The organism is Paenibacillus sp. JL3B1040 (assembly GCF_057063165.1).
Genome location: NZ_CM169317.1, coordinates 1,136,084 through 1,148,316, shown reverse-complemented (window position 1 = coordinate 1,148,316; position 12,233 = coordinate 1,136,084). Strand labels below are relative to the sequence as shown.

General features: G+C 53.7%; 12 protein-coding genes. 6 read left to right on the top strand and 6 right to left on the bottom strand.

All coding sequences use genetic code 11. The features are described from left to right. Positions 1 to 211: 211 nt before the first annotated feature. Positions 212 to 1,042 (bottom strand): hypothetical protein, encoded by an 831-nt coding sequence (locus ACZF99_RS05020; RefSeq protein WP_483609575.1) that lies wholly within the window; start codon positions 1,040 to 1,042, stop codon positions 212 to 214. Between the two features lie 322 nt (positions 1,043 to 1,364). Here ACZF99_RS05020 and ACZF99_RS05015 point away from each other — a divergent pair, with 322 nt between their 5' ends. Together ACZF99_RS05015 and ACZF99_RS05010 are read left to right on the top strand one after the other, a co-directional pair. Further along, positions 1,365 to 1,748: a transposase gene (locus tag ACZF99_RS05015; protein WP_483609573.1), complete on the top strand. Its 384-nt coding sequence runs from the start codon at positions 1,365 to 1,367 to the stop codon at positions 1,746 to 1,748. Beyond that, the gene (locus ACZF99_RS05010; RefSeq protein ID WP_483609571.1) at positions 1,706 to 2,596 is read left to right on the top strand and encodes a transposase; all 891 of its coding nucleotides are present in this window, start codon (positions 1,706 to 1,708) and stop codon (positions 2,594 to 2,596) included. Before ACZF99_RS05015 ends, ACZF99_RS05010 begins: the two co-directional genes overlap by 43 nt. A gap of 455 nt (positions 2,597 to 3,051) precedes the next feature. On the opposite strand, the gene ACZF99_RS05005 is transcribed toward ACZF99_RS05010, so the two are convergent. Continuing rightward, a complete protein-coding gene (locus ACZF99_RS05005) occupies positions 3,052 to 3,237 on the bottom strand; it encodes a hypothetical protein (RefSeq protein WP_483609570.1) in 186 nt (61 codons plus the stop codon). Between the two features lie 46 nt (positions 3,238 to 3,283). On the opposite strand from ACZF99_RS05005, the gene ACZF99_RS05000 reads away from it, so the two are divergent. Continuing rightward, positions 3,284 to 3,415: a hypothetical protein gene (locus tag ACZF99_RS05000; protein ID WP_483609568.1), complete on the top strand. Its 132-nt coding sequence runs from the start codon at positions 3,284 to 3,286 to the stop codon at positions 3,413 to 3,415. Between the two features lie 85 nt (positions 3,416 to 3,500). Here ACZF99_RS05000 and ACZF99_RS04995 read toward each other — a convergent pair whose 3' ends face one another. Continuing rightward, positions 3,501 to 4,334, bottom strand: a complete 834-nt coding sequence (locus ACZF99_RS04995) for a hypothetical protein (protein ID WP_483609566.1) — start codon at positions 4,332 to 4,334, stop codon at positions 3,501 to 3,503. Positions 4,335 to 4,443: 109 nt separating this feature from the next. Beyond that, entirely contained in the window at positions 4,444 to 4,821 is a 378-nt protein-coding gene (locus tag ACZF99_RS04990; RefSeq protein ID WP_483609564.1) for a hypothetical protein, read from the bottom strand. Between the two features lie 256 nt (positions 4,822 to 5,077). On the opposite strand from ACZF99_RS04990, the gene ACZF99_RS04985 reads away from it, so the two are divergent. Beyond that, positions 5,078 to 5,641, top strand: coding sequence for a TetR/AcrR family transcriptional regulator C-terminal domain-containing protein (locus tag ACZF99_RS04985; RefSeq protein ID WP_483609562.1), 564 nt, complete (start codon positions 5,078 to 5,080; stop codon positions 5,639 to 5,641). Between the two features lie 180 nt (positions 5,642 to 5,821). Then, a complete protein-coding gene (locus ACZF99_RS04980; protein ID WP_483609560.1) occupies positions 5,822 to 7,522 on the top strand; it encodes an oleate hydratase in 1,701 nt (566 codons plus the stop codon). A gap of 374 nt (positions 7,523 to 7,896) precedes the next feature. On the opposite strand, the gene ACZF99_RS04975 is transcribed toward ACZF99_RS04980, so the two are convergent. Together ACZF99_RS04975 and ACZF99_RS04970 are read right to left on the bottom strand one after the other, a co-directional pair. Next, positions 7,897 to 8,328: an IclR family transcriptional regulator domain-containing protein gene (locus ACZF99_RS04975; RefSeq protein ID WP_483612543.1), complete on the bottom strand. Its 432-nt coding sequence runs from the start codon at positions 8,326 to 8,328 to the stop codon at positions 7,897 to 7,899. After that, positions 8,285 to 11,041, bottom strand: a complete 2,757-nt coding sequence (locus ACZF99_RS04970; RefSeq protein WP_483609558.1) for a glycoside hydrolase family 2 protein — start codon at positions 11,039 to 11,041, stop codon at positions 8,285 to 8,287. Before ACZF99_RS04970 ends, ACZF99_RS04975 begins: the two co-directional genes overlap by 44 nt. 201 nt (positions 11,042 to 11,242) lie before the next feature. Between ACZF99_RS04970 and ACZF99_RS04965 the strand changes: the two genes are divergently transcribed. After that, on the top strand, positions 11,243 to 12,172 hold the full coding sequence (locus ACZF99_RS04965) for an ArsR/SmtB family transcription factor (protein WP_483609556.1): 930 nt from the start codon (positions 11,243 to 11,245) through the stop codon (positions 12,170 to 12,172). Positions 12,173 to 12,233: the final 61 nt, after the last annotated feature.

Genomic DNA, 12,233 nt, shown 5'->3' with positions numbered 1-12,233 from the left:
GCTGAAGACCTATACTCCATAGTTGGGCGCTTCTTTCTGTTAAGCGCACAAAGAGCACCGCCAATTCATTGGCAGTGCTCTCTTCTATGCAATCTAACAAGGTAAGAGGGCGCAAGGCAAACTCTTGTTCCGCCAAGTCAGCTCCGCGCCACACCATCATAAGTTTTTAACGTCCCTTCCCGTCTCGCTTCATGTTTGAAGTAATTAAAAGCTACGGCCCCTCAACAATACTTCTAACACTAAAATTAATTTTTCCTCCACTTGCATTATTTATTTTAATATTCGTAGTAATGGTAATATCCTTGCTGTAAGTTATTTCTTTAACCACACCTGCTATAGTATATTCACCCATACTTTCAACTTCTTTTGCATTGTTTTTATTGATTTTTGAAGATTTCTCATCGACCTTACCTGGAAACCATGCGCTTGTGCCAGCAGTACTTGTGCTGGTAATTTCTATAGTAGAGGTGTATACCTTGTACTTCGTAACTAAATGAAGTTCTTGAGTTTTCCAAAGTCCCCAATAATCTTGTCTCGCATCGTTTGTGAAACTTTCTCCACTGCTGTTAGCGGTATATGATTGCCATCCTGTGTCTTGATGTACATCAAATAATTTAAATGAATCACTATTTCCTTCTGATTTTACTTCAATCCCTTTGCTATTTTTTAAAGAAGAGTGCTCTACAATGAAACTCCCATCATCCATTTTAATTACTCTATCACCTTTAGAAGTAAAAGTAATACTTGATTCATCAGCCAGTTTTTCCCTAATCTTATTGGCATCGTTTACGTCTAACTTGCTGAGATATTCCAAATAGAGCTCGGGGTTATGTTCGAAGATATCTTTGTATTTCTTTACAAGAGGTTGTGAGTCAACCAATCCTTCTTTACCATTAACAACCAGGCTATAAGTCTGTTCATGTAAAACTTTGATTTCATCTTCGTTAAGATAGCTTTGAGGAGATGGGCTTGCAAAAATAGAAGAGGAGACTACTAACGACCAAGACAGAATGACAACAAAAATAATTGGAATTTTATTCATTTAAATCCCTCCATTAGAAATATTTACTTACATATAGGATTTTAATCCAAATATATACATTTTTCAAGCACAAAATAAGCTAAGCTATCACTGAAATCCGAAAACTCATGTGTATCGAGTAATTACGATATGACCATAAGTATAGAAGGACGCAAAAGTAGACAGCAATAGTATACTTGCTGCCTACCCAAGGAATTATAGATTTAAGAGCCAGTTCAAAAAGCTCATAAAATCGTATGAAAAACAAAAATGCACCGCAGCGGAAAATGGTAAAATGGAAGTACTCCTACAACCAATTTAACCATTCGCGAGGTGCATTTTCATGGACTTGCAGCTTGAACTGCTGCCCTACCACTACTATAACACACTCGGCTTTGATGCAGAACTCATTGATTACATCGACCATGTCGATGACCCGATTGTGCTTGAGAAGATCGCTCCGCTTTACAAGGATGGCGGGCGTCCTCCGATTGATCCAAGAGTCTGTTTTCGGATGCATTATCTGTACTTTACACGACCAGAGATTTCCTCGTTTCGGGAACTGGTGAGGCAACTCAAAGAACCAAAAAACCAGGCATGGCGCAACTTTATCGGTGTCCCCAATATCGAAAAGGTGCCGGTTCATAGTTGCCTGAGCAATTTCCGATCCAAGGTGAGCGCGAATTGTTTTATTCCATTCTCTTTGACCTCATTGCCGAGGCATTGAAGCTGAAAGACTTTCTGCTGCCGACGCTTACGGGCATCGATTTCAGACCCGTTTGGGCGAACGTTAACGGATACAAGCACAAACGTTGTTCTTGCCCGGATCAGAGCAAGTGTGCATGTGAGAAGACATATTCCGATCCGGACGCGACAGTCGGTGTGCAGCGAACGAAGGCGAACCAGAACAAGTTTTTCATCGGCTACCGTAAGCACTCCATCGTCTGCCCCAGTCCGAAAGGTCCGATTGTCTTGTTCTCGATCATTCTGCCCAATGATACAGCGGACGTCAAAGTGATGCTGCCGCTCATTGAAATAATGAAGAAGATCGAAGAGCTGAATGTCGATTATCTGGTGGCGGATCTGGGTTACTTCGATGCCGATGATCAGAAAGAAGCGCTCTTGAAGCACAATGTGGCCATCGTAACAGAGTTCAAGACAAACACAATCATTCCCGAACACTGCTCTCCCGAAGGGAAACCGGAATGCGAGCAAGGGCATGCCCTCGTATTCGACGGGTTCGATAAAGATACAAACACGGCCTGGTTTTGCGGGGATGAAGAGAAATGCGCCGCCTGTCCGCTGCAAGAACACATGCTGATGTTCCGCAAGCAGGTGGAACTAGCGTTTGCGCAAGAGTCGAATCAACTGACTTCTCTCATGAAGCATAAGAAGGTGCCGGTGCGTACAACTAAACGCGTCGAGAAATGGTTTATTCTGCGAGATGCGTTTCGATTCATTGAGCGGATGATTGCGCATGTACGGGAAACCGTTCTGCCTCCGAATCATGTGACAACCCTCAAAAAATGGAAAGAGATTCAAGTAGAGCAAATCTCGCTACAGTTGGCAGCGTAAATGCCCGCCGCACGCAACTGAAAGAAAGAGAATTACGGCACAAGGGATACGTCTGTCCAAATTTAAGGTCTGAAATTGAATCGGTGCCGAGAAAGATTAGCCAGCGCCTCCCAATCCCTTTCATTCCCAACTTTGGAGTCTGTGTTGGCTTCCTATGTTGTTGACTTTAAACTGAAACGTTGCTTTTTGAACAGGCCCTTTAAGAATATTTTTGTTTTAATTCTATCAACTAATCGTTTAACCCGACTTCTGCATCTACCAAAGATTCAGGTCTTTTAATATTTTCAAAGAACCGCACTTTTGGAAATTTAATTACCGTATCGTTTCTATTTTTTTCTTTTTTTCAGTATCCGAACGATTAACCATATTACAGCAACTATCACCAAAACTTGAATCACAATATTTTGCCATATAATAATAATTTTAATCACCTCTTTACATATATTTATTTAATATTACCCCAAATCATGGAAATTGGCGACCTCCGAACCATCGGCGCCAACGACCGTCGGGTGAACCGGGCCTCCCACGATCCCTAGCCCCGCTATGTACCACCGGATGCCGAGATAATCGCCCGCTAGCTCAAGAACGCCAGTCAGGCCTAACCGGGTGCTGTCCTCGTTGATGGAGTCTAGTCCCAAATTATATTACATAGCCTCTCGGAATTAGACTGGGGTTGAAGGGGAAATGACAGAGGAAACAAGGAAATGGGTGCTGGAAATTATGGGAGATGAAAACCAGTTTCAAAAAAGGACAGACTCCGCCCATTTGCCAAACGGTATTTTTGAAAAATTTAGGCGTTTGTCGGGTAAAACGTAGATTTCAGTTTGTCCCATTCGTCCTTCTGGCTGACATACCAGGCATCCATGTGCTGGCAGATCCTAATGCCTTAGATGCGCATGTATCACATCATCGTAGAGCGGTGCCGACCGAGTTCCAGCTTGTAATCGACTTTCTCCCGCTTGTCGGAACGCTCAACGGACGTCCGGCGCTTGTAAACCAGATTCCCCCTCTGCGAATCGCGAGGTGTTTTGGGAAACAGCCGTGGATCATCGCTCGTTTTCGTGTAGAAGGTACGGCCAAACTTGGCTGTCGAACAGCCACAAACGGGGGAACATCTCCACTTGCGACGATGCAGCTTCCGGTCTGTGCCGTTCGGCTTCATTTCCCTTCCCTTCGGGCAAATCGGAATGCCCTTGGGGGAAATGTGAATGTCGCTCGCCGTTTGGCGCTCGGTGTTCTTTTTGGAACGATAGATAGGCTCTGCATCGTGAGCGGCATCCAGAAGCATTTTATCTACCGTGCCCAAGGTGAAACGTTGCTTGAATTCGACCGAGCTCAAGACGAGACTGACCGCGTCAAGCCGTGAGGCAGGCTGAAGTCTCGGGTACAAGGGCAAATCGTACTTGCTGTCTGCCGCAGAGATCATGTACAGGTGGTAGCCGTTGAAGTATTTCTCACGGGCGCTGTCCCATCCCGAGTTGCAGTAGGGTTGGGAGTAAAGACGAGGGTGGTTGCATTCAGCTATACCGCGGGCACGACAATCACAGGTCGGTTTGCTTCGGGGATAGGCGCTGGTGACGACGGGTGTGCCATCGCCGGCGGTGCCAAGCGCCGAAAGATTCCCGAGCAAACCGAACTTTGCCGATACCGAAACAATCTGAGATTGAAAGAAATCAAAGAGCTTGTCGGCAGGCAAACCCGTTTTCTTATCGGCATGACGCATCATCCATTTCACCAGGCGCTCGACTCGGCCGGGTGTGGGGGTGGGGCTTTCTCGCCTTTCTTCTTGCCCTTCTTGGTTTTCCCTTTGCGTCTGCGTTGTTTCCGGGGGTTGAGGTGCTTGTCTACAGCAGGCCAAAGCAGGTCGAAAAAATCGTAGAACGTGCCGACGCCGGGAAGATCATCGAAAGGAAAACCGCTAAGCATGGGTAGATCGGCGTACGCTTCAACTCGTTAATCCATTCGGTGAGTCCCATCTGGGAATTGGTCATGAGCAGGAGCAGGTAGGAACGCAGCATGGACGCCGGGTCCCGGGGCTGTGGCCCCTGATCCGCGTATTCGTCCTCGAGCAATGTCGTGATGGCGGTAAGATCGGTCATCCAGAGCTTGGCGACGAACGGCCAATCTTTGTGGATGAGGACGACGCCGGGACCGTAATGGGTGCGAAGCTGATGAAGAACAAAAGCTTGGAATTCCGAATGCGGAACGAATACAGGTTTCAAGTGGAACACCCTCCAATCGCAAGTAGTAAGGGGCATCCCCTTTCACGCGATTTTGGAGGATTTTGGGATATGTCAAGTGTTTTTTTGAGAAAATCAGCCCGCATTTGAAAATATTTTTTTCCAATTCAAAACGGGGCTGCAATAAAAAATCCCCCTACAAAAGTAGGAGGAGAGCAGTTTAGGTGAGGCAGGGAAATCCTTGTCCCATCTGCCTCGGCGAATGCCGAGAGGCTATTTACTATCCTAGGAGGGCGAAATGTCATACTCCCAAATTACCAAAAATGCACTGGCCCGTTCTTTGAAAAAGCTGATGCTTACCGTTCCGTTGAACAAAATCACGATCCGGCAGATTACGGCGGACTGCGGTGTCACCCGGCATACTTTTTACAATCATTTTCAGGACATTTACGAATTGCTCGGTTGGGTATACCGGACGGAAGTGATCGAAGGCCTTGAGCCGTATCGCAATTACACCGGCTGGAAGCAAGGGTTTTTGAGCGTGCTGCGCTATACGCAGAAACACAAGACCATGTGCCTGAACACCTTCCATTCCTTGGGGCGCGAGCATCTGGAAAAGTTTCTGTACGACGTGATTTACGGCGTTGCGATCGAAGTCGTGCGGGAATTGGCGCAAGATCGGGACGTGAGCCAACGCGCCGAACAGGAGGTTGCCGATTTTTACGCGCTGGCCGTCCGCGGGCAGGTGATCGAATGGTTGAAGGCGGGGGCTCACACCGATCCGGTCGAAATCGTCGACAAGGTCGGAACAATCCTCGGCGGCAATCTGACCCGCAGTTTGGAAAACTACCGGCACGGGTGACCGCCGCCTCCCCTCGCTTGCTTGAATTCACACGTTGCTCACAAACGACACAATGTTTCCCGCATGTGCAAACCATGGACATTTACCTTCAAATGTCCATGGTTTTCTTTTTTCTCGGGAGATATATTTGAAGCAGCTCATGAGCAGGAAACCTATTCCATTGAGAAAGGAAGACGACTTATGGGAACGTATCAAAGAGTTCATCCGCGGGTTCCGGAAGGCATCGCGGCAAAAAAAGCGTATTTGGTCGGCGGAGGCATCGGCTCTTTATCGGCTGCGGCTTTCCTGATCCGCGACGGACACATGCCGGGGAAAAACATCCATATCCTGGAGGAGTCCGACGTATACGGCGGTTCGATGGACGGGGCGGGCAACGCCAAGGACGGCTACAGCGCGCGCGGCGGACGCGAAATTGAAGAGCACTTCGAGTGTTTTATGGAGCTGTTCGGCTTCATCCCGTCGTTGACCAATCCCGATCGGACCGTGCTGGACGAATTCCGCGAATTGAACCTGGCGGAGCCGATCGAGTCGCATTGCCGGCTGGTGGAGAACGCCGGACAAAAAGCGGATTTTTCCACGCTGGGACTGTCGACCGCGCATGCTTTGCAGCTTGGCAAACTGGCGATGCTGACCGAGGAGAAGCTGGGGAGAACGACGATTGAGCAATTTTTCGACGCAAGCTTCCTGGAGACGAATTTCTGGTATTTCTGGCGCTCCATGTTCGCGTTCGAGAACTGGCACAGCGTCGTGGAAGTGAAGCGTTACATGGAGCGTTTTATGCATCTGATTTCCGGCATGAACCGATTGAAGGGCATTTTGCACACGGAATACAACCAATACGATTCGCTGATCCTTCCGCTGGTGAAATGGTTGGAAGCGCAGGGCGTCCGCTTCGACAAAGGGCATCAGGTCGTCGACCTGGAACTCGATACGACAGGCGGCGAAAAGGTCGTAACCGCCATCCATCTAAAGGTAAACGGGGCGGCCAAGACAATCCCCGTCTCCCGCGGCGACTTGGTCATGGTCACGAACGGCTCGATGACGGAAAACTCCACGAAAGGCGATTTGAACCGGCCCGCCGTATTAAATCGGTCTGTCGATGAACGCGGCTGCTGGAGCTTGTGGGAGAAGCTGGCCGCCAAATCTCCCGATTTCGGCCGGCCGGAGGTATTTTGCGGGGATATCGACAAGACCAAATGGCTGTCCTTTACGGTCACTCTCACCGACGACGACATCGTATTCCCGCATTTGCTGGAGCTGACCGGCGATTTGCCGGGGATGGGCGGCGTCGTAACGATCAAGGACTCCAACTGGCTGATGTCGTGGACCGCGCCGAAGCAGCCGCATTTCCTCAACCAGCCGGACAACGTCAAAGTCCTGTGGGCCTATGGATTGTTCCCCGACGCGGTCGGCAACTACGTCGGCAAGAAGATGGCCGATTGCACCGGACGCGAGCTGCTGGAAGAGCTCTGCTACCATATGGGGTTGAAGGACCGCATACCGGAAATTTTGGCCCATACGACCAACGTCATTCCCTGTATGATGCCGTATATCACTTCGCAGTTCATGCCGCGCGTGGCTGGCGACCGCCCGCAGGTCGTGCCGCAGGGCAGCGTCAACCTCGCCTTCCTCGGACAGTTTGCCGAGGTGCCGGACGACTGCGTGTTTACGGTGGAATATTCCGTCCGCACGGCGATGACGGCGGTATACCGGCTGCTGAAGCTGGAAAAGGAAGTGATTCCCGTGCACCCCAGCCGATACGACGTGCGCGTCCTGTTGACCGCGGTGCGGACCTGCCTCGGCAACAAGCCGCTGCCGCTGAACCGATCGCTGGGAGAGCTGCTGTCCGGTACGGAAATCGCCAAGCTGCTGAACGGGTAGGGGCGCCGATAGGGGCGCCGATTGCCGGGCTGAGCCCAGGAGCACGAATAAGGGGATTGGTTTGTTCCCTTGTTCGCCCCGATGGGGTCGTCCCTCATGGATCAACTTTGCCTGCCAATGGATTTACGAGGAAGACATCCCTCAAAAACTAAGTCAATAAAGAAAAAAATCGGCCAGGTATGATTGAACCCACCCTGGCCGATTATTTTTTCTATCAAGGGCACTTCTCAGTCCCTTGAACATGCCGCCGGCCGCCGCGACGCGCTGGAGGCACAGATAATAAGGTGATGAAATCACCTTATTGGCTCCATTCGCTCGGACGTAGCCGAAATAGCGTTATAATATCATCTTATTCGCCGGGACTACGGCTGAAATCACCGCTTTCCGGGCAAATAGGATGATAATATCACCTTATTTGTCCGATTTAAGCCTCCGCTAGCGAAATAAGGTGATTTACTCACCTTATTTCCCCATCCGTCAACAGCTATTCGTCGCATCCACCAAGACAGGCCGTACTCCACGAGCCGCTGCAGCGTCAAGCGACTGACCGCCCCAGTCCCAGCCCTGATCCTGGCCTGACACGGACAGGGCGGCGGCCAGCTTCCCCGCCGGTCGAAGATCGGCGCGGAGACGGCGGACGCCCCCGGCTCCCGCTCCTTGTAGCCGGGGGCGTATCCGTGCTCGCGGATCTTCTCCAGCGAGTCCCATGTTAGCGGTGACGTACCCGTTAGCGGCAGCGCGCCGGTTAGGACAGTGCACCGGCTAACGGCAGCGCACCTGAATGTCCAGCGGATACCGCCCGGCATTGCGGCCATACAGCGCCAGCCCGCCTTCCCCGGCGCGCAGCTCCAGCCGGAAGCGGCGGCTGCGGTCCAATTGGGCGGCGATGCGCCCGGGTACCTTGACGCGGCATAGGTACCCGTACGAGCCGGCCTCGTCCAAGCGGTTGTCCACCGGCTGGTAATGCCAGGACAAGACGCCGCGGGCATCCGCCGGATCGTCGGGGAGATGCGCGCTTCCGACAGGTTCGCCGTCGATGCAAACCGTCACCACGGATTCATGGCGTACTTCATCCGTCATGTAATAAGTGTTCGGGTTGTATTCGACGTCGGCGGGAGCCCCGTGCATGTAGCCGATCCCGTGATCGCGCACTTTGGCGCCTTCGAAATTGCGGGCGAGCACCCTTTTGGCGCCGGCTTCGAAGGCGATTTCGATGTCGCCGATCAGCGCCAGCTCCTCCCGCTCCGGCAGCCGTACCTCATACGCGAAAGCGCCTGCGCCCGCGCCGCTGACCTTCGCTCCTTGGATCGCCTCCCATTGCACCGCAAACGTCTGCTGCGCGTAGCCGCCCACCGGGACGCTCACCGTACGGATACCGCCGCCGGCGGGCTCGGGAACGGTGCCGTCGCCGCGTACGTCGAACGCGACGAAGTTGCGCGACACCGTCTCGCCTCCCTCGGCGACCAGCCGCAGGGCCAGCACCGCAACGGCGTCCTGCTTAGGCATCGCGACCTCGAGCGGTGCCAGCTCCGCCACGCCGTAATCCTCCCAGGCGACGGCGCGCTCGCCGCGGTCCGCCACAACGCGAACGCCAAGGTCGTCGTGCCACAGCTCCCAAACGAGTTGGAGCGTGCGGCCGTGGTAGCGGTCCGAATAGCTGGAGCGCAGCAGGGGCACGGACACCTTCGCCCCGGCGGCGACCGTTTGCGACGGAGGCGCGTCGATGACGATCATGTCCGGCGCATGCAGGTCGGCGAGCGTCATGCCCGGCACGAAGCCGCCGTAGCCGAAGTCTTTTTCCGTCCCGTCCAGCCGGTAATACCCGTTGAATTCGTTCGTCACGTCCCGGAATTCCGTGAACACGAACCCGCACATCTTGTCATGGCGGCGGAACTCGTTCAGCATGTAGCGGTAATGCCAAGCCAGATCGCTGTCCCCCGCGCTGTGCTCGATGCCCCATACGTTGCCGCATTCGCTGTTCATTAGCGGCGCGTCCGTTTGCGTTCGCCCGCCGATATAGTTGAACGTCGACCCCGAATACGTGTTGGCTACCACATTGCCGATATGCTCGCGCACCTTTTCATACCCGTTCACGTAAAAATGCCACGTGTTCAAGTCCGTTTCGACATGGTCCCAGTTGCAGGCGGAATTGTCCTCCACAAGGCGCGTCGGGTCCATCTCTTTGGCCCAGCGGTAAATCCCCTGCACCCATTCCTGGGTCTCGGGCAAATAATTCATGTTGCCGGATTCATCCCCGGTCAGGCTGCCGGCCGCTTTCCCCGATTTCAAGCCCCACGTCTCGTTGAACATGATCCAGGAAAAAATCGACGGGTGATTATAATCGCGTTCAATCACTTCGCGCGCTTCGCTTTCGTAGGCCGTCCGTGCCGATTCGCCGGGTGCGCCCCAGAAGCAGGGCATATCCTGCATAATCAGCAACCCCAGCTTATCCGCCCAATACAGCTTGCGCGGTTCTTCCGGCTTGATGTGGATCCGCGCGAAGTTCAGCCCGAGGCGCTTCATCAAGTAAATTTCGTCCCGCATCTTCTCGTCGGTCGGATAGGTAAAATAACCGGTCGGGTGAAAAGATTGGTCCAGCGCGCCATTCAGATAAATCGGCTTACCGTTCAACGTGATCCAGCGGTAATCCCGCTGCCCGAAACGGGCGGTGCCGATTTCGCGAATGCCGAAATACGTGGCGACCGCGTCCTCCCCGGAGGCAGCCGTCAACCGCAGCTCCCCCTCGTACAGATGCGGCGTTTCCGGGCTCCACAACCGGGGCTCCGCCACCTGAAACGAGGTGCGGACCGTGTTCTCGCCGGCGGCCAGCGTCAGCTCTTCCGCGTGCTCAACGGCCCCGTCCAGAAACCGCAAGGCCAGCGTGGCCGCCGAGGTTTCCTTGGCAACGATGCGGGCCGTCACTTCTACCCGCCCGTCGAGAGACGTGCGGAACTTCGCATCCCGCACATAGACGATCGGCCGCGCTTCCAACCAGACCGGCTGCCAAATGCCGCGAATCTCACCGTACCCCTGTTTGCCGCGCGCCTGATCGTCGCCGTCCGCATCCTCCGCGCGAACGAGGATCGTATTTTCCCCGCCCGTGTTCCAACAGTCCGTCACCTCGAACTCAAAGTTGCCGTATCCGCCCCGGTGCGATCCGGCATGGACGCCGTTGACCCAAACATCGCACCGATAATCGACGGCGCCGAAATGGAGGAAAATCCGCGACCCGTCCGCTTCCGGCCGCCAGGCGACGGTCCGCCGATACCAGCCGATCCCCGCTTCATTCTTGCCGATCCCGGACAACGGACTGGACCAGGAAAACGGCACCTCGATCCGTTCCGGAAAATCTTTGGCTTCTCCATCCTCCCGGGACGTACCGGCCCCTTCACCGATCGGTTCGTGCCGGAACGACCAGGTCCCGTTCAGATTGAGCCAATCCGTCCGCCGCCAATCCGGCCGGGGATGCTCCGGGCGCGGAATCGCGGCTGCTTCCGCCGTTAACGATGGTTTTGTCATCAAATTTGCACACCTTTCATTTTCAACTGGAACAATGATGATTAGGATGATTTCGCCCTCATGATAGCATATATATTATATAATCACAATGTATATTATAAATTTACAATACATTATTTTTGAGGTACACTGGCTACAGATTTGATCCCGTTGCGTGCTAGGACTGAATTTAGGCTACCAACTGAAGAAAGGAACATTTAGATGAGTGAACCTTACCGTCAGGACCCCCTCCGCTATCCGGCCTCCCGGATTCTCGACGTGGCCAAAGCGCTGTCCGGGGACGTCCGCGTCCGTATCCTCGAAGCGTTGGGCAAGCAACCGATGAGCATCAGCCAGTTGGCCGAAGCGCTTGGCGTCGCTCAACCGACCATTTCCATCAATGTGCAGATTCTGGAGCAGGCCGAGCTGATCGTCTCCGCCCCCGGAGCCAACCGGGAAAAAATCTGTTCGGTTACCTGCCGCTCCATTCTCCTGGAACTCCCGACCCATCCGGGAGAAGGGCTCCATCATGTCGAGGAAATTCACATGCCCATCGGCATGTATTCCATCTGCTCCGTAAGCCCGCCCTGCGGCATGGTCGGGCGCGACGCGGGCCCGATCGGGTCCCCGGACGATCCGCGGGCGTTTTATATGCCGGAGCGAACCGAAGCTGCGCTGCTATGGTTCGCCGAAGCGGGCTACGTCGAATATTACTTTGCCAATCCGCTGCCGCCGAGCGTCGAACTGGAGGAGCTCTGCATCCGGGCGGAGGTTTGTTCCGAGGCCCCGGGGTTCCGGGAAGATTGGCCGTCCGACATTACGGTCAGCGTGAACGGCTTGCCGGTCGGCACCTGGACCAGCCCCGGCGATTTCGGCGAGCGCCAAGGCAAGCTGACGCCCGACAAGTGGAAAGGCGGCACCCAATACGGGCAGCTTACCGAATGGCGCGTGACTCGGGAAGGCAGCTTTGTCAATGGCGTGGCCGCCGGGCCTACCGCGATCGCCGGGCTGGGCCTGGCGTTCAACAAGCCGATCCGCGTTCGCTTCGAAGTCCGTGAGGATGCCGCCAATCGGCGCGGGCTCAACCTGTTCGGCAGCGGCTTTGGCGATGATCCGCAGGACATCGTGTTATCATTCACCCGCCGTTCTTGATTGTTCTCCAATACAAACCCCCTGCTCTGACCATCAGAACAGGGGTTTGTGTTAGATAATA